General features: G+C 72.2%; 18 protein-coding genes. 9 read left to right on the top strand and 9 right to left on the bottom strand.

What is annotated here, in order from left to right; genetic code table 11:
* Positions 1-135 precede the first annotated feature (135 nt).
* The 3 genes from Sco07f_RS11260 to Sco07f_RS11250 all read left to right on the top strand — a co-directional run bounded on the left by Sco07f_RS11260 (position 136) and on the right by Sco07f_RS11250 (position 3,881).
* Positions 136-1,701 (top strand): IucA/IucC family protein, encoded by a 1,566-nt coding sequence (locus tag Sco07f_RS11260; protein ID WP_108987742.1) that lies wholly within the window; start codon positions 136-138, stop codon positions 1,699-1,701.
* Positions 1,702-1,809: 108 nt separating this feature from the next.
* Entirely contained in the window at positions 1,810-3,075 is a 1,266-nt protein-coding gene (locus Sco07f_RS11255) for a VWA domain-containing protein (RefSeq protein ID WP_042825510.1), read from the top strand.
* A complete protein-coding gene (locus tag Sco07f_RS11250) occupies positions 3,075-3,881 on the top strand; it encodes a hypothetical protein (RefSeq protein WP_108987741.1) in 807 nt (268 codons plus the stop codon). Before Sco07f_RS11255 ends, Sco07f_RS11250 begins: the two co-directional genes overlap by 1 nt.
* A 101-nt stretch (positions 3,882-3,982) precedes the next feature.
* On the opposite strand, the gene Sco07f_RS11245 is transcribed toward Sco07f_RS11250, so the two are convergent.
* Positions 3,983-4,639 (bottom strand): winged helix-turn-helix transcriptional regulator, encoded by a 657-nt coding sequence (locus Sco07f_RS11245; RefSeq protein ID WP_108987740.1) that lies wholly within the window; start codon positions 4,637-4,639, stop codon positions 3,983-3,985.
* An 87-nt stretch (positions 4,640-4,726) separates the two neighbouring features.
* On the opposite strand from Sco07f_RS11245, the gene Sco07f_RS11240 reads away from it, so the two are divergent.
* Genes Sco07f_RS11240 through Sco07f_RS11225 form a run of 4 tightly spaced genes read left to right on the top strand, consistent with a single transcriptional unit; the run spans position 4,727 to position 7,765 of the window.
* The gene (locus Sco07f_RS11240) at positions 4,727-5,935 is read left to right on the top strand and encodes a pyridoxal phosphate-dependent aminotransferase (RefSeq protein ID WP_007390030.1); all 1,209 of its coding nucleotides are present in this window, start codon (positions 4,727-4,729) and stop codon (positions 5,933-5,935) included.
* 55 nt (positions 5,936-5,990) lie between these two features.
* Positions 5,991-6,590 (top strand): histidine phosphatase family protein, encoded by a 600-nt coding sequence (locus tag Sco07f_RS11235; RefSeq protein WP_007390029.1) that lies wholly within the window; start codon positions 5,991-5,993, stop codon positions 6,588-6,590.
* Between the two features lie 47 nt (positions 6,591-6,637).
* Positions 6,638-7,288, top strand: a complete 651-nt coding sequence (locus Sco07f_RS11230; protein ID WP_087789054.1) for a hypothetical protein — start codon at positions 6,638-6,640, stop codon at positions 7,286-7,288.
* Positions 7,289-7,342: 54 nt separating this feature from the next.
* Complete coding sequence (locus Sco07f_RS11225; RefSeq protein ID WP_007445517.1) at positions 7,343-7,765, top strand: acyl-CoA thioesterase; 423 nt, start codon at positions 7,343-7,345, stop codon at positions 7,763-7,765.
* A gap of 28 nt (positions 7,766-7,793) precedes the next feature.
* Here the strand turns inward: Sco07f_RS11225 and Sco07f_RS11220 are convergent, their stop codons facing one another.
* The 8 genes from Sco07f_RS11220 to Sco07f_RS11185 form a co-directional block, all read right to left on the bottom strand.
* The gene (locus Sco07f_RS11220; protein ID WP_007445529.1) at positions 7,794-9,182 is read right to left on the bottom strand and encodes a nucleobase:cation symporter-2 family protein; all 1,389 of its coding nucleotides are present in this window, start codon (positions 9,180-9,182) and stop codon (positions 7,794-7,796) included.
* Between the two features lie 245 nt (positions 9,183-9,427).
* Positions 9,428-10,843 (bottom strand): 8-oxoguanine deaminase, encoded by a 1,416-nt coding sequence (locus Sco07f_RS11215; RefSeq protein ID WP_007445528.1) that lies wholly within the window; start codon positions 10,841-10,843, stop codon positions 9,428-9,430.
* 72 nt (positions 10,844-10,915) lie between these two features.
* Positions 10,916-12,331, bottom strand: coding sequence for a nucleobase:cation symporter-2 family protein (locus tag Sco07f_RS11210; RefSeq protein WP_108987739.1), 1,416 nt, complete (start codon positions 12,329-12,331; stop codon positions 10,916-10,918).
* A 65-nt stretch (positions 12,332-12,396) separates the two neighbouring features.
* Positions 12,397-13,332 (bottom strand): factor-independent urate hydroxylase, encoded by a 936-nt coding sequence (gene pucL / locus Sco07f_RS11205; RefSeq protein ID WP_007445526.1) that lies wholly within the window; start codon positions 13,330-13,332, stop codon positions 12,397-12,399.
* Positions 13,333-13,339: 7 nt separating this feature from the next.
* Complete coding sequence (gene uraH / locus Sco07f_RS11200; RefSeq protein ID WP_003972717.1) at positions 13,340-13,741, bottom strand: hydroxyisourate hydrolase; 402 nt, start codon at positions 13,739-13,741, stop codon at positions 13,340-13,342.
* Positions 13,738-14,253 (bottom strand): 2-oxo-4-hydroxy-4-carboxy-5-ureidoimidazoline decarboxylase, encoded by a 516-nt coding sequence (gene uraD, locus Sco07f_RS11195; RefSeq protein WP_054099686.1) that lies wholly within the window; start codon positions 14,251-14,253, stop codon positions 13,738-13,740. Before uraD ends, uraH begins: the two co-directional genes overlap by 4 nt.
* A gap of 149 nt (positions 14,254-14,402) precedes the next feature.
* Positions 14,403-14,771, bottom strand: coding sequence for a helix-turn-helix domain-containing protein (locus Sco07f_RS11190; protein ID WP_007445524.1), 369 nt, complete (start codon positions 14,769-14,771; stop codon positions 14,403-14,405).
* Positions 14,768-15,034 carry a YkoF family thiamine-binding protein gene (locus tag Sco07f_RS11185; protein ID WP_007445522.1) on the bottom strand — a complete coding sequence of 89 codons (267 nt, stop codon included), beginning with the start codon at positions 15,032-15,034 and terminating at the stop codon, positions 14,768-14,770. Before Sco07f_RS11185 ends, Sco07f_RS11190 begins: the two co-directional genes overlap by 4 nt.
* Positions 15,035-15,176: 142 nt before the next feature.
* Between Sco07f_RS11185 and Sco07f_RS11180 the strand changes: the two genes are divergently transcribed.
* Positions 15,177-16,016 (top strand): TIM barrel protein, encoded by an 840-nt coding sequence (locus tag Sco07f_RS11180; RefSeq protein ID WP_054099687.1) that lies wholly within the window; start codon positions 15,177-15,179, stop codon positions 16,014-16,016.
* Between the two features lie 47 nt (positions 16,017-16,063).
* Entirely contained in the window at positions 16,064-16,954 is an 891-nt protein-coding gene (locus Sco07f_RS11175; protein WP_054099688.1) for a 2-hydroxy-3-oxopropionate reductase, read from the top strand.
* Positions 16,955-17,067: the final 113 nt, after the last annotated feature.

Genomic DNA, 17,067 nt, shown 5'->3' with positions numbered 1-17,067 from the left:
TCGTTCCCTACGGTCTGTCCATGGCGGAGAGGCGGAGACGATCAGTATGTCTGGCGTCGTACCTGTGCCGTGTCGTGCCGTGTCCTCCCAGTCGTATCCGACTCGTACCCGACTCGTACCCCGAGGAGCCCGCCCGTGCATCGTTCTTCCACCGCCGAGGCCGGGGTCGCCCGCGAAGTGGCGGCCGTGCGGCCCGGTCTGCTCCCGGGCCTCACCGCCGAGCTGCCCGGCGCCCGCGCGGCCGTGCTGACCCGGCTGTGGCGTGCCCTCGCCTTCGAACCGCTGCCGTGGATCGAGGGGCGGGGGCGGTCCGGGGAGAGGCTCGTCCTGCGCCTCCGGGACGGCCGCCGGCTGACCGGTCCGGCCGCCGACCCGTACCGCACGGACGCGTACGTCGCGGTCGTACGCCTGGGCGAGGCCGCGTACGACGACCCGGAGCGGCTGATGACCGACCTCGCCGTACCGCACTCGGCGGAGTTCGCCGCCGAACTCGGTCACAGCGTGGCGTCGTTGGCGCTGTCGCGGGCGGCTCAGCCCAGGACGGTGGCGGCGGGGGCAGCGGGGGCGCGGGAGAATCACCCGGACGAGTGGCCGGACAACGCGTGGCCGGACGACGCGTGGCCGGACAGCGACTGGAGCTGGGAGCGGCGGGTCGTCGACGGTCATCCGTACCACCCCGGCTGCCGCGCGCGGCCGGGCTTCTCGGTGGCGGAGCAGCTCGCGTACGGGCCCGAGCACGGGCCGGTGGTGGGGCTGGGCCTGGTACCGGTCCCGGCGGCGGAGTGCCTGGTGACGGGGGTGTGGCCCACGGAGCTGCGGGACGGGGCGCGGTTGCTGGTCCCGGTGCATCCGTGGCAGGCCGCGCATGTGCTCAGGACGCCCTTCGCGCCGGGGCCCGCCGCGCATCCGCTGATGTCCCTGCGGACCCTCGCCGTGCCGGGATCGGTGCACGTCAAGACCGCGCTGAGTGCCCGGCTGACGTCCTCGGTGCGGGACATCTCGGTCGCCTCGATCGCCGCTTCGGCGGACCTGTCGTCGTTCGGGGAGGAGCTGGCGGCGCGCATGGACGGCCTGCTCCACGTGACCCGCACGCTGGGCGCGGCCACCGCCCACTCCCCCGACCTGGCCGCCGTACTGCGCGAGTCGCCGCGGGTGTACGCCGCACCGGGCGAGCACGTCGTCCCGGTGGCCGCTCTCGCGACCACGGAACTGCCGTACTCGCCCGCGTGGTTGGCGTCCTTCGTCCGGCTCACCCTCGTCGTCGGGCTGCGTGCGCTGGAGCTGGGCGTGGCTCTGGAGGCACACGGTCAGAACCTCCTCGTCGTGCTGTCGCCCACGGGCGAGCCGCTGCGCCTGGTCTACCGCGACCTGGCCGACATCCGTGTCTCCCCGTCCCGGCTGGCCCGGCACGGCATCGCCGTGTCCGGCCTCCCCGCCCGGGTGCTCACGGACGAACCCGCGGCGCTGCGCCGCAAGTTGTTCGGCTCGTTGGTGGGCGGCGCGCTGGCCGCCACGGCCGGCTCGGGACCGGCGCTGCGGAAGGCCCTGGAGGCGGTGATGCCCGAACTGCCGCGCACCGATGACCTCGTGGCCCTGCGCGAGGAGCCGCTGCCGGTGAAGGCGCTGACGCTGATGCGGACTTCACCGGCGGGGTCGGGCGATCTGTGGGCGGAGCTGCCCAATCCCCTGCGGGGCGCGTGAAGTCACCGCGTCGGGGCGCGTGAAGTCGCGCCGTCGGGGCGGGTGAAGTCGCGGCATCGGCGCGGTCTCGTTTTGGAACGCGGCACCCCTGATCAATAGGATCCGCCGATGATCACAAGAACACGGCTGGCGGCGGGTGCCTGTGCCCTGCTCGCCGCGCTGGCGGCGGGGATGGCGTTCCCGGCCGGGGCGGTCGCCGGTGAACCCACGGGTGAGGACGCGCCGAAGGTCGACCTCGTGCTCGACGTCAGCGGTTCGATGCGGACGCGGGACATCGACGGCGGTACGCGCATGGCCGCGGCGAAGCAGGCGTTCAACGAGGTGCTCGACGCGACGCCGGAAGAGGTGCAACTGGGCATCCGCACGCTGGGTGCCGACTACCCGGGCGACGACCGGAAGACCGGCTGCAAGGACACCGCGCAGCTCTACCCGGTGGGCCCGCTGGACCGCACCGAGGCGAAGACGGCGGTGGCGACCCTCTCGCCCACCGGCTGGACGCCGATCGGCCCCGCGCTGCTGAAGGCGGCCGACGACCTCGAGGGCGGCAACGGCTCCAAGCGCATCGTGCTGATCAGCGACGGCGAGGACACCTGCGCCCCGCTCGACCCGTGCGAGGTGGCCCGCGAGATCTCCGCCAAGGGCATCGGGGTCACGATCGACACGCTGGGCCTGGTCCCCAACACGAAGCTGCGCAAGCAGCTCAGCTGCATCGCCGAGGCGACCGGCGGCACGTACACCTCGGTCGAGCACACCGACGAACTGACCGACAAGGTCAACCAGTTGGTGGACCGCGCGGCCGACCCGGTGGTGACGCCGGTGGCCACCGAGGGGGCGGACGCGTGCGCGAAGGCGCCGACGCTCAAGTCGGGGCTGTACACCGACCGCGAGGAGTTCGGGCAGCAGCGCTGGTACCGCGTGGACGTGGAGCCGGGCCAGGAGCTGCGCGCCTCCGTGAGCGTGGGCGCCGACCGGGCCGTGAACCCGTCCTACGGCGTGCTGCTGCGCGCGGTGACCGTGCACGGCCGGGAGATCGTGCGCGGCGAGGCGGCGGGCAACGGCCGTACCGACGTGCTCTCGACGGGACTGCGCTACCCGAAGGCGGAGAGCGACGAGGAGGACGCCCCGGCCGAGGCCGTGTGCCTCCAGGTCACCAACTCCTTCTCCGTCGCCTCCGGCGTGAAGACCACGCCGGGTCTGCCGCTGGAGCTGACCGTCGACGTCGTGGACGGTCCGGGCGACTCCGACGACGTGGCCGCCTTCGGCCTCGGGCGCGGCTGGTGGCTGCTCGGCCTGCTGGTGCTGGTCGGCTTCGTCGCCGGTCTGCTGTGGGGCTGGCTCTCGCGCTGGCGGTTCGCGGTCTGGAGGACCAACTGATGCGATTCACCCGAGCGTTGACCGCGGCCTTCGTGCTGCTCGGCCTCGCCGCGGCACCCGCGGCGGCCGACTCCTCGCCCTCCGCGAGTCCGTCCGAGGGCGGTGACGCGCCGACCACGGCGGGCACGTCCTTCCGTACGGCGGCCGAGTTCGAGCAGGGGCAGGTCGCCACGGCCGACGGCGCCGCCGGCGACTACCTGTACTGGTCGTTCCCCGCCGACGCGGAACAGCGTCCCACCGTGAAGGCCACGGTGAAGCTGCCCGAGACGCACGCCGCCCAGACCTGGCGGATCGACGTGTACGACGGGCTGCGCCGCCGCCAGGCCTGCCAGTGGGGCGCCCAGACCCGCACCGCGGACGCGGGCACCTCCTCCCTGGAGCTGGCCTGCGTCCTGCGCACCGTGCGCGCCTGGTCCGAGCCGTGGGCCAACGACCCGCTGCCGGGCACGTACTACCTCCGGCTGACGGCGGTGAACGTGCCGGCCTCCGACCTCGGCGTGCCGGTCTCCGCCGAGGTCCGGGTGGAGTCGAAGGACGTCGGCGGCGCCGCGGCGGTGGACGGTTCGCTGGCCGAGCCGCTGGTGCCGGGCATCGCGGTGACGTCCGGCACCGGCGAGGACGACGAGGACGGCAAGAGCGCCGTCCTGTCCGCCATCGAGCCGGAGGACGGCTGGTCGTCGGGCTGGTGGTCGGACCGCTGGGTGTGGAGCGGGATCGGGGCCGTACTGGCCGCGCTCGCGGGCATCGGCGGTTACGCGCTGACCCGCGGTTCGGGTCGGCCGTCCCGGGTGCCGCCGGGCGCCTGACCTCTCCGACCTCCCCGACCTCTCCTCAGAAGGCCCGCCCGCGGCGGGCCTTCTGCCGTTTCACCCTCCCGCAGCGCCTTTCAATCCTCCCGCAGCGCCTTTCAGCCCTCCCGCAGCGCCTTGGCCGCCGGGCCGTCGCCGGTGACCTCGACGCGGCCGTCGCGCACCGCGTCCCGCAGACCGGTCTCGCCGCGTCCGAGGGCCGCGCACGTCACCGCGTCCAGCACGAGCCGGGCGTCGGGTTCCCCGGGCGCGGGCCCGTCGCCGTACACGGGACCGCCCGCACCGTCGGCAGGGCCGTCGGCGTACAGGTGGAAGTCGCCCTCCTCCAGCCGCACTTCGACCAGTCCCTCCGCCGCCCCGGCCGCCCGCAGGGCCCGCAGCAGCGGCAGCGCGAACCAGTGCGCCCGTACGGCGTCCGTGGGCCGCCGCTCCCCCAGCTCCCCGGCGCCCCACGCGCCGAGGGCCTCGAGGACGGGCAGCAGGTCCCGCCCCCGCGCGGTGAGTTCGTAGACGTACGCCGCGCCGGGCGGGGGCAGCCGGCGCCTGGTCGTCAGCCCGTCGCGCTCCATGTCCTTGAGCCGCGAGGCGAGTACGTCCGTGCTGACGCCGGGGAGGTCGGCGTGCAGGTCGGTGTAGCGCCGCGGACCGGCGAGGAGCTCCCGGACGATCAGCAGGGTCCAGCGGTCGCCGACGGCGTCGAGGGCGCGGGCGGCGGAACAGTACTGGTCGTAGCTACGGCGAGGACGTGGTGACATGCGACGCAGTGTAGACAAGTTGTTGGACTTTCCAAGCTGCTACTTGGTAAAACCAAGCAACACCAGATTCCGGAGGGGAAGCCGCGCATGGAGTTCCGGCAGTCGAACAAGCTCAGCGAGGTCTGCTACGAGATCCGCGGCCCGGTCATCGAGCAGGCCAACGCGCTGGAGGAGGCGGGCCACAGCGTCCTGCGCCTGAACACCGGCAACCCGGCCCTCTTCGGCTTCGAGGCGCCGGAGGAGATCGTCCAGGACATGATCCGGATGCTGCCGCAGGCGCACGGCTACACGGACTCGCGCGGCATCCTCTCCGCCCGCCGGGCCGTCGCCCAGCGCTACCAGGCGCTCGGCCTGGAGGTCGACGTGGACGACGTCTACCTGGGCAACGGCGTCTCCGAGCTGATCTCCATGGCCGTACAGGCCCTGCTCGAGGACGGCGACGAGGTCCTGATCCCCGCCCCCGACTTCCCCCTCTGGACGGCGGTGACCACCCTCGCGGGCGGCAAGGCGGTGCACTACCTCTGCGACGAGCAGGCCGACTGGTACCCGGACCTGGCCGACATGGAGTCGAAGATCACCGACCGCACCAAGGCGGTCGTCATCATCAACCCCAACAACCCCACCGGCGCCGTCTACCCCAAGGAGATCGTCGAGGGCATCCTCGACCTCGCCCGCCGGCACGGCCTGATGGTCCTCGCCGACGAGATCTACGACCAGATCCTGTACGACGACGCCGTGCACCACTCGGCCGCCGCCCTCGCCCCCGACCTGGTGGTGCTGACCTTCTGCGGCCTGTCCAAGACCTACCGGGTGGCGGGCTTCCGCTCCGGCTGGCTGGTGGTGACGGGGCCGAAGCAGCACGCGAAGGACTACCTGGAGGGCCTGACCATGCTGGCCTCCATGCGCCTGTGCGCCAACGCGCCCGCCCAGTACGCCATCCAGGCCGCGCTCGGCGGCCGCCAGTCCATCCACGAGCTGACCGCCCCCGGCGGGCGGCTGCGCGAACAGCGGGACGTGGTCTGGGAGAAACTGAACGAGATCCCCGGCGTCACCTGCGTCAAGCCCAAGGGCGCCCTGTACGCCTTCCCGCGCATCGACCCGGCCGTCCACAGGATCCACGACGACGAGCGCTTCGTCCTGGACCTGCTGCTCAGGGAGAAGATCCAGGTGGTGCAGGGGACGGGCTTCAACTGGCCCTCCCCCGACCACTTCCGCATTCTGACCCTCCCCCACGCGGACGACCTGGAGGCTGCGATCGGCCGCATCGGGCGGTTCCTGAGCGGGTACCGGCAGTAGGCGGCAGACGCCACCGGAAACGGCCGGGCCGACGGACTCGCCGTAGCCTGGTGGCATGGGTGATCTTTTTCTGGTCCGGCACGGTGAGACCGAGTGGTCGCGCTCCGGGCGGCACACCGGGCTGACGGACGTCCCGCTGACCGAGAAGGGGCGGGAGCAGGCGCGGAGCCTGGTGCCGTTGATCCGGTCGCACCGGATCGGGGCCGCCTTCGTCAGCCCCTTCCAGCGGGCCCGGGAGACGGCCGAGCTGATCGGGCTGCACGAGATGCGCATCGAGCCGGACCTGCACGAGTGGGACTACGGCGGCTACGAGGGGATCACGACCGTCGAGATCCACCGGAGCCGGCCGGACTGGTTCCTGTTCACGGACGGGGTCGCGCCCGGACCGCCGGACCACCCCGGGGAGACGCCCGAGCAGGTGGGCGAGCGGGCCGACCGGGTGCTGGCCACGGTGGAGGCGGCCTTCGCCAACACCGAGGGGTGCGTGGTGCTGGTGGCGCACGGGCACTTCCTGCGGGTGCTGACCGCCCGGCACCTGGGCCTTCCCGCGTCCCACGGGTCGCTGTTCCAGTTGGGCACGGGCACGCTGTGCCGGCTGGGCACGGAGCACGGGCGGCCGGTGATCGCCGCCTGGAATGTCAGACCTCCGTCGTAGTCTTCGAAGGCGTCACCGGTGAGCCGAAGAGAGAAGGGGGACGCGCCGTGGCCCTGTCTCCCACCGCCGCGCAGCGGCGGATCATCGACGCCGCCGATCCCGCCACCGGGCGGTTGCGGGGGACGCCGGCCCAGCTCGCGGCGCTGGTGAAGCGCGGGCTCGCCTTCCGGCATCCGCGGCCCCCGCACGACCACTTCCTGACCCCGGCCGGGCACCGGACACGGGAGGCGGGCAGCGAGCCGGACGGAGTGACGGCGGCGCACGGGACGCCCGCCCCACCGGACGCCGCGGGTGTGTTCGCCGCGCGGGTCGGCGGGGAGGACACCGCGCCCGGCGGCACGGGGACCGCGCGGCTGCGGGAGGTGCGCGGCGCCTGGCAGGGGCTGCTGGAGCTGCGCCGGATGACGCACCCCGACGGGAGCACCGACCGGCCGTGCGCCTGGGAGCGGTCGCACCTGGTGCGGGCCGCCGCGCTCGCCCTTGAGGCGGCCGGGCACCGCCCCGCGGGCCCGGACGGCGGGGACGGGTACCGGGTGCGGGCGACGCCGCAGCCGGAGGCCGTCGCCGTGTACGAGCCGGACGGCGCCGCGCTGCGGGGCTGCGCGGAGACGCTGGAGCGGGCCGGCTGGCACGTCGGGGAGCACACCGAGCCGCGCACGCGGGCCCGTTACCTGCTGGCCTCCCCGCGGAAGGTGTGACGCCCGCATGTCAGGATCGGTCCGTCCCTACAGGTGCGAAGAGAGGCAGCAGCGGTGAGCGAGCCGTTTTCCGTCCCGGTGACCGTCCGCGGGTACGAGACCGACACCCAGGGCCATCTGAACCAGTCCGTGTACCTGAACTACGCGGAGCACGCCCGCTGGTCGCTGCTCCGGGCGGCCGGGATCAGCCAGGCCGGGCTGGTCGCGAGCGGGGTCGGACCGGTGGCCCTGGAGACGACCATCCGGTTCCGGCGGGAGCTGCTCGCCGGTGACGAGGTCGCGGTGAGCTGCGTGTTCGAGTGGGGCGGGGGCAAGACCTTCCGGATCCGTCAGGTCGTCACCAAGGCCGACGGCACCGTCGCCGCCGAGATCGACGCCGTCGGCGGGCTGATGGACCTGACCGAGCGCAGGCTGGTGCCCGATCCGCGGCAGCGCTTCAAGGAACTGGCGGCGGAGCCGGAGCTGTTCGGGCTGTAGCCCCGGCCCCGCCGCGCAGCTCCCGGCGTCACGGCATCGCCGCCGCCCGGGACGCCTCGGTGATCTCGTCGCCCGCCTCCATCGGGTGGGTGACGTCCTCCGCCTCGCGCTCCCGGCCGCCGATGTGGTTGAAGACCAGGTTGAGCAGGACGGCGGCCACACAGCCGGTGGAGATGCCCGAGTCGAGGATGATCCGCGCGTTCTCCGGGAACGAGTGGTAGAACTCCGGCGCGGCGATCGGGATGATGCCGACCGCCAGGGAGACCGCCACGATCAGGACGTTGTTGTCCTTGTCCAGGCTCGCCCGGACCAGGGTCTGGATGCCACTGGCGGCGACGGAGCCGAAGAGGACCACGCCGGCGCCGCCCAGGACCGGACGCGGGACGACGGCGATCAGCGACGCCGCCATCGGGCACAGGCCCATCAGGACCAGGAAGCCGCCGCCGACCGCGACGACGTAGCGGCTGCGGATCTTCGTCATGGCGACCAGGCCGATGTTCTGGGCGAAGGCGCTGCACATGAAGCCGTTGAAGAACGGGCTGAGGGCGGAGCCCAGCGTGTCGGCACGCAGGCCGGCCGCAATGGTCTTCTCGTCGGCCGGGCGCTCCACGATCTCTCCGAGGGCGAGCATGTCGGCCGTGGACTCGGTCATCGAGACGACCATCACCACGCACATGGACAGGATCGCGGCGATCTGGAACTGCGGGGCGCCGAAGTGGAAGGGGGTGGGGAAGCCGACGATGTCCGCGTCCGCGACCGGGCCGAAGTCCGTGACGCCGAACGGGATCGCGATGAGCGTGCCCGCGACCAGACCGAGCAGCACGGCGATCTGCTTGACGAAGCCGCGGGTGAAGCGGCGCAGGACCAGGACGATGACGAGGGTGAGGGCGGCCAGGCCCAGGTTGGTCGCCGAGCCGTAGTCGTCCGCCGCCGGAGCGGGACCCTGCGCCCAGCCGAAGGCCACCGGGAGCAGGGATATGCCGATCAGGGTGATGACGGTGCCGGTGACGACCGGCGGGAAGAAGCGGATCGCCTTGCTGAAGAAGGGGGCCGCGAGGAAACCGAGGAGTCCGGCGACGATGACCGCGCCGAAGATGATCGGCAGGGCGTCGGACTTGTCGTCGGTGGAGGCGACGACCGCGGTCATGGGGGCGACACCGGCGAAGGTGACACCGTTGACGAAGGGCAGCCGGGCTCCGATCTTCCAGATGCCCAGGGTCTGGAGGAAGGTCGCCAGGCCCGCGGTGAACAGGCAGGCGCCGGTGAGGAAGGTCAGCTCGGTGGCGCTCAGGCCGATGGCCGCGCCGACGATCAGGGGCGGGGCGACGACCCCGGCGTACATGGCGGCCACGTGTTGCAGGCCGGTCGTCGCCATCTTCAGTGGCGGGAGTTTCTCGTCAACAGGGTGGTCGGCCACGGCGGCGTTCCTCCGGTCGGTTACACGTCGGCTCTGACGTGGGTGTCAGGGAGGTGGTGCGGGTGCTGGTCGTGCGGGACCGGGACGGACCGTTCGGGGGAACGGGCGACCGCTCCGGGGCGTGCGCGCAGGGGCGCACACCCCGGAGTAGGCCACCGTGGACCCCGCTCGGGTCCACGGTTACCGGCCGGGAGCCGTCCCTCCCGGCCGGAGATCAAGTGGTGTTCTGTTGTGCGGTGTTCGGCTCAGTCCTGCGCGGCGATCCGCGCCAGGCGCCGTGCCTCGTCCCGGGTGGAGCGGGCTACGGCGTCCTCGTCGACCGTGAGCAGCCTGCCGTCCTCGACGATCTGCCGGCCGTTCACGAACGACGCCGTGACCGGTGCGGGGGCGCCGAGGACCAGGGCGGTCACCGGGTCGGTGATCGAGGAGTGGGCGAGGGTGTCCATCCGCCACAGCACCAGGTCGGCGAGCTTGCCCGCCTCCAGGGAGCCGGTCTCGGCGGCCCGCCCGAGGACCCGGGCGCCGCCGTGGGTGCCCAGGCGCAGCGCCCTGCGGGCGTTCAGCGCGGCCTCGCGGTGGGCGCCGAGGCGGTTGATCAGCAGGGCGTTGCGCAGTTCGGTGTGGAGTTCGCCGGACTCGTTGGAGGCGGTGCCGTCGACGCCGAGGCCGACCGGGACGCCGGCGGCGAGCAGGTCGGGGACCCGGGCGATGCCGGCGGCCAGGCGGGCGTTGGAGGAGGGGCAGTGGGCGACGCCGGTGCCGGTGCGGGCGAAGGCGGCGATGTCGGAGTCGTTCATGTGGACGCAGTGCGCCATCCACACGTCCTCGCCGAGCCAGCCGGTGGACTCGAAGTAGTCGGTGGGACCCATGCCGAACAGCTCGTGGCAGAACTTCTCCTCCTCCACGGTCTCCGAGCCGTGGGTGTGCAGCCGCACCCCGAGCCGGCGGGCCAGCTCGGCGCCCTGGCGCATCAGTTCGGTGGAGACGGAGAAGGGTGAGCAGGGGGCGACGGCGACCTGGGTCATCGCGTCGAAGGAGGGGTCGTGGTGCTCGCGGACGGTGGCCTCGGTGGCGGCGAGCGCGTCGTCCAGGCTCTCCACCGCGAAGTCCGGCGGCAGCCCGCCGTCGGACTCGCCGCGGTCCATGGAGCCGCGGGCGAGGGTGAAGCGCACACCCATGTCGCGGGCTGCGCGGACGATCGCGCCGGACAGGTCGCCGGCGCCGCGCGGGTGGATGTAGTGGTGGTCGGCGGCGGTGGTGACGCCGCCGCGGGCCATCATCGCGAGCGAGCCCTGGGCCGCCGCGTGGGCCATCGGCTCGTCGAGGCGCGCCCAGGTCGGGTACAGGGCGACCAGCCAGTCGAACAGGTTGTGGTCGGTGGCCAGGCCCCGGGTGAGCCACTGGTAGAAGTGGTGGTGGGTGTTGACCAGGCCGGGGGTGACCAGGTGTCCGGTCGCGTCGATCCGGCGTACGACGTTGTCCAGGTCCTCGGGTGCCCGCCCCGCGCCGACCGCCTCGATCCGGTGGCCGGCGAGCACGACGTGGCCCGAGGCGTACTCGGTGTCGTCCGCGTCGACGGTCGCGATGGCGCAGTTCTCGATGACGATGCGATCGGCTGCCGCGGGGGCGGCGAAGCGATCGGCTGCCGCTGATGCTGCCATGCTGCTTCCTTCTCTCTCGGTGCGGCCCGTGGACGGGGAGTCGAGTACCCACGGGGAGGGCACGGCAGGACCCTAGGAGGATTTGAGTGCCGGGGCCGGGTGACGGCTCCGGGTGCCGAGGTGGTGGAAGAACAGGTTGAGGGCGACCGCGACGATCGCCCCCGCGCTGATGCCGGAGCCGAGCACGGTCTGTGCCCAGGCGGGGAACTCGGCGTAGAAGGTCGGCGCGGCGAGCGGGATGATGCCCGCGCCGAGCGCCACGGCGACCAGGATGATGTTGGAGCTGTCGTCGAGTCCGGCCTCGGACAGCGTACGGATGCCGCTGACCGCGATCGAGCCGAAGAGCACGATGCCCGCGCCGCCCAGGACCGGCATCGGGACCAGTGAGACGACCGCGCCGAGGACCGGGAAGGCGCCGAGGACGAGCAGGGTGGCGCCGGCGACGGCGACGACGTAGCGGCTGCGCACCCGGGTGAGGGAGACGACGCCGACGTTCTGCGCGAAGGCGGAGGTGGGGAAGCCGCCGAAGACGGGGCCGACCAGGGTGGCGAGGCCGTCGGTGCGCAGGCCGCGGGTGATGACCTTGGCGTCGGCGCGGCGGTCGCAGATCTCACCGAGGGCGAGCATGCCCGCGGACGACTCCGTCATCAGGACCAGCATGACGATGCACAGCGGCAGGATGGCGGCGGGCTGGAACTCGGGGGCGCCGAAGGCGAAGGGGGTCGGCAGGGCGGCGACCGGCGCGGAGTCCAGGGCGCCGAAGTCGGCCATGCCGAAGGGGATGGCGGCCAGGGTGCCGATCAACAGGCCGAACAGCAGGGCCACTTGTTTGACGAAGCCCTTGCCGAAGCGCTGGATGACCAGGATCACCGCGAGGGTGAAGGCGGCGAGCGCGAGGTTGCGCATCGAGCCGAAGTCGGCGGCGGTCTTGTCGCCGCCCTGGGCCCAGCCGACCGGGACCGGCATCAGCGTGACGCCGATGAGGGTGATGACCACGCCCGTGACCAGCGGTGGGAAGAAGCGGAGCAGTCGGCCGAAGAAGGGGCCGACGGCGAGGCAGAAGACACCGGCGACCATCACCGCGCCGTAGACGGCGGGGAGTTGGCTGCCCTCGGTGTTGGTCTCGACGATGGCGAGGATGGGCGCGATACCGGCCGAGGAGGCGGCGTTGACGAACGGCAGGCGGTTGCCGACGAAGCCCTTGACGCCGAGGGTCTGGAGCAGGGTGGCGACGCCCGCGATGAGCAGCGAGGCCGCGATCAGCCGGGTGCGGCCCTCGAGGTCGAGTCCGCAGGCCTGGCCGATGATGAGCGGAGGAGTGACGACGCCCGCGTACATGGCGGCGATGTGCTGGAGCGCTGCGGGGACGAGCCGCGAGGGGTGGAGCTTCTCGTCGACCGGGTGCACGGACGTGACGGCGTCCTCGGTGTGCACCGGTGGCGGGGTGGGACGTGAGCCTTTCGCCGGCTCCGTTGCAGGCTGTGCCATGGTGTTTCCTCCGGTGTGGCGCGCCACCCGCCCCGGGGGGCGGGGCGGGTGGCGCGCGTCCCGCGTCAGAGGTTGGTCATGTCGACCGGGATGAGTTGCTCGGCGCCGTCGCGCAGGATGGTGGCCTCGATCAGGCCGTACGGGCGGTCGGCGGCGTAGTACACCGCGCCGTCCTTGGCGTCGTTGTCGATCCCGAAGGGCGACAGGTCCGAGCGGAAGTGGTGCTTGTTGGGCATCGAGAAGCGGATCTCGTCGACCTCGTCGCGGGAGTTGAGCACCCGCACACCCATCTCGAAGAGGGTCTGCTGGAGCGAGTACGAGTAGGTCTCGGCGAACGCCTGGAGCGCGTGCTTGCGCACCCCGCTGTAGGAGCGGTCCCAGTCGGGGGCGTGCGAGTCGATGCCGTCCCAGTTGTGCCGCCACCAGGTGGAGACGGTGGTGGCGAGAATGCGGTCGTGGTCCTCCTGGAGGGTCGTGTACTTGTCCTTGAGGAAGCCGAAGAACTCGGAGTTGGTCGAGTTCAGGACGGTCAGGTCCTTGAACCCGGAGAGCACCTGGATGCCGTGGCCGTCGTAGGTGATCTGCGCGACGCGGGTCTCCTGGCCGGTGCGGACGAAGGAGTGCGCGATCTCCTCCGCGCCGACGAAGCGGGCGCCGCCCTTGGAGGTCTCGATCCGCTCCCAGCCGTACTCCTCGACGCGGATGCGGGCCCGGTGGATCGGCTCGTTGTTGTCCACGAAGTGGCGGGCGAGCGCGACGCCGAGGTCCTCGGCGCTCTCGATCCCGTGCTCCTTGGCGAAGGCGAACACCGTGTTCTTGGTGGTGTCGGTCGGCAGGACGTTGGCGTTGGAACCGCTGCGGTGGACCTCCTCCATGTCGCCGGACAGGGCGACGGAGACGTTCAGGTCCTTGATGTGGTGCGTGTCGCCGTCACGCGTGATCTTGACGACGCGGTTCTCTGCCTTGCCGTACTGGTTCTGTCCCAGGACGAAACGGGTCATGATTCGGTCAGCTCCCTCGGTAAACGGAGTAGCCGAACGGGTTGAGCAGCAGCGGAACGTGGTAGTGCTCGCCGGGCACCACCGCGAAGGTGATGGTGACCTCGGGGAAGAACACGGGCCGGCCGTTCTCGCTGTCCCGGAGCGCGGGGGCGTCCTGCTGGGCCGCGGCTTGTTTCTTGGCGAAGTACGTCTCGGTGTCGAAGTCGAGCCGTACGTGGGTGGTGCCCTCCGGCAGGGCCGGGAGGTCCTTGCACCGGCCGTCGGCGTCGGTCGCGGAGCCGCCGAGCGCCTGCCAGTCCGCTTCGCGGCCCGCACGGGCGGCGAGGCGGACGGCGACGTCCCCGGCGGGGCGGCCGACGCTGGTGTCCAGGATGTGCGTGGACACGGAGGCGGTGGTGCTGGTGCTCATGGTCGGGCGTCCTGTTCGACGAGTCGGGTCAGGCGGATGCGGTTGATCTTCCCCAGTTCGGTGCGGACGATCTCGCGCTCCTGCTCGGGCGAGTTGCCGATCCGCTCCTTGACCGCGTCCCGCATCTGCTCGCCGGTCCTGCCGGTGGCGCAGATCAGGAAGACGTGGCCGAACTTCTCCTGGTAGGCCAGGTTCAGTTCGAGCATCTCCGCCTTGAGTTCCTCGGCGGCGCCGGCCATGCCCGCCTGTTCGCGGGACGAGGTCGGGTCGCCCGGCTTGGGCCGGCCGATCGGCGGGTGCCCGGCCATCGCCTCCGCGAGGTCCTCGGCGGTCAGCCCGGCCATGGCGGCGTCGCTGGCGGCGTACAGGTCCTCGGGGGTGGCGAAGGGGCGGGCGGTGAGCAGGTGCCGGGCCCACGCCGTGGCGGCGCACGCCTCGAGGAGCTCGGCGCGTGCCGAGGACTCCTCGAGGGTGTTGAAGCGGGCCAGGCCCGTCGCGGAAGTGGACGTCACGGGAGCCTCCGTGGCCTTGTGCTGGGCGGGCGTGCCGATAGCTAACGCCCTCGGAAACAAGCCGTCAACACTTTGTTGAAAATTCGGGGTCAGAAAAGCCGCCGTCCGGTTACCGGACGACGGCTTCGGGCGCGCGGGAACCGTGCAGGTCAGGTGCTCTTCTCGCGGTTGAGGTAGTTGTACACCGTGAAACGGCTGACGCCGAGGGCGCCCGCGACGGTCTCCACGCCGTGGCGTACGGCGAAGGCACCACGCGCCTCCAGGGCCCGTACGACCTCCTGCTTGGCCCTGCGGTCCAGGTCGGCCAGCGGCCTGCCCTGCCGGCGCTCCATGGCGGCCAGGATGTGGTCGAGGGAGTCGGCGAGCTGGGGCAGGCGCACGGCGACGACGTCGGCACCCTCCCAGGAGAGCACGACGTCCTCCCGGCCGGCCTCGTCCGGCGGCAGCATCTCGCCGCCCATGGCGTCGACCAGGGGCTTGACGGCCGCGATGAACGGCTCCTCGGCCGGGCCGGTCACCGCTCGCCCTCCGCTTCGGCACCCTCTCCGACCACGTTGACCTGGAGCGAGATGCGGGTGGCGCCCGCCTCCAGGGAGCGGCGCAGCAGCGCGTCCACGGCGGTGAGCACCTGGTCGGCGCCGCCTTCGGCGGTGTTGCCGAAGGGGCCGACGTCGACCGCGTCCAGCTCGGCGGCCTCGACGACCTCCCGGGCCACCACCGCGTGGGCGGGCGCCTCGTCCAGGTCGAAGGGTTCGGTCGTGAACTCCACTCTCAATCGCACGCGGTCAACCTAACGCGGGGTGACCGCTTTGCGCCGCCCCCTCTTGACAACAGCCGCACTCCCCGGGCAACCTTCCATCAAGCAGAAACGAACTTCCGTAATACGGAAACACACCCTCGAGCGGAAGGGAGCGCGGCACCCGATGGGATTCGCAGACCAGCGCTTCAACGTCAACCTGTCGATCCTCTTCACGGAACTCCCGCTCCTGGAGCGTCCCGCGGCCGCCGCCGCGGCCGGCTTCACCGCGGTCGAGCTGTGGTGGCCCTGGATCGACTCGCCCACCCCCGAGCAGTCCGAGCTCGACGCGCTCAAGGCGGCCATCGAGGACGCCGGCGTCCAGCTCACCGGTCTGAACTTCTACGCCGGGCAGCTGCCCGGACCCGACCGCGGCGCGCTGTCGATCCCCGGCGAGGAGTCGGACCGATTCCGCGCCAACATCGACGTGGCCGCCGACTTCGCCAAGTCGCTGGGCTGCACGGCGCTCAACGCCCTGTACGGCAACCGCGTCGAGGGCGTGGACCCGGCCGAGCAGGACCGGCTCGCGCTGGAGAACCTGGTCCTCGCCGCCCGCGCGGCCGACCGGATCGGCGCGATCCTGCTGGTCGAGGCGCTCAACAAGCCGGAGTCGCCGCTGTACCCGCTGGTGTCGGCGCCGGCCGCGATCGAGGTCGTGGACAAGGTCAACGAGGCCACCGGGCTCGGCAACGCCAAGTTCCTCATGGACCTCTACCACCTGTCCATGAACGGCGAGGACCTGGCGCAGGTGATCGACGCGTACGCCGCGAAGACCGGCCACGTCCAGATCGCCGACAACCCGGGCCGCGGCGCCCCCGGCACGGGCTCCCTCCCCCTGGAGGACCTGCTCGACCGGCTGGCGAAGGCCGGGTACGACGGCTGGGTCGGTCTGGAGTACAAGCCGGGCGACGACCCCAGCGCCCAGTCCTTCTCCTGGCTGCCGGCCGGGGCCCGCGCGGCCCGCTGAGCGCCCCCCGCAGAACTCTTCACAGATTTTCCAGAGAGGTACCCATCATGAGCACGCTCCCCAAGGTCGCCTGGGTCGGTCTCGGCATCATGGGCTCGCCCATGTCCGAGAACCTGATCAAGGCGGGTTACCAGGTCACCGGCTTCACCCTGGAGCAGGAGAAGCTGGACCGCCTGTCCGCCGCCGGCGGCACCGCGGCCGGCTCGATCGCCGACGCCGTGCGCGACGCCGACGTGATCGTCACCATGGTGCCCGCGTCGCCGCAGGTCGAGGCCATCGCCTACGGCCCCGACGGCATCCTGGAGAACGCGAAGTCCGGCGCGCTCCTCGTCGACATGTCCTCGATCACCCCGCAGACCTCGGTGGACCTCGCGAAGGCCGCCAAGGACAAGGGCGTCCGCGTCCTGGACGCCCCCGTCTCCGGCGGCGAGGCCGGTGCGATCGAGGCCGTGCTGTCCATCATGGTCGGCGGCGAGCAGGCCGACTTCGACGAGGCCAAGCCGCTCCTGGAGGCGCTCGGCAAGACCATCGTGCTGTGCGGTCCGCACGGCTCGGGCCAGACCGTGAAGGCGGCCAACCAGCTGATCGTCGCCGTGAACATCCAGGCGTGCGCCGAGGCCGTGGTCTTCCTGGAGAAGTCCGGCGTGGACCTGAAGGCCGCCCTGGACGTCCTCAACGGCGGCCTGGCCGGCTCGACGGTGCTGACGCGCAAGAAGGACAACTTCCTCGGCCGCGACTTCAAGCCGGGCTTCCGCATCGACCTGCACCACAAGGACATGGGCATCGTCACCGACGCCGCCCGCAACGTCGGCGCCGCGCTGCCGGTCGGCGCCGTGGTGGCCCAGCTGGTCGCGTCGCTGCGCGCCCAGGGCGACGGCGGCCTGGACCACTCGGCCCTGCTGCGGGCCGTGGAGCGCCTGTCCGGCGCCCAGGTCTGACCGCCGTACGCAGCACCTCATGACCTCCGGGTGGCGCCGCCGCTGACACCTGTCCTGTCGCGCCCGAGCGGCGGCGCCGCCCGGAACCCACTTCAACAAACTGTTGACGTGCC

Source organism: Streptomyces coelicoflavus, from assembly GCF_003112555.1.
In the GTDB taxonomy this organism is placed as follows: domain Bacteria; phylum Actinomycetota; class Actinomycetes; order Streptomycetales; family Streptomycetaceae; genus Streptomyces; species Streptomyces coelicoflavus.
Note: the sequence above shows the minus strand (reverse complement) of the source record. Positions and strands in the feature narration are given on the sequence as shown.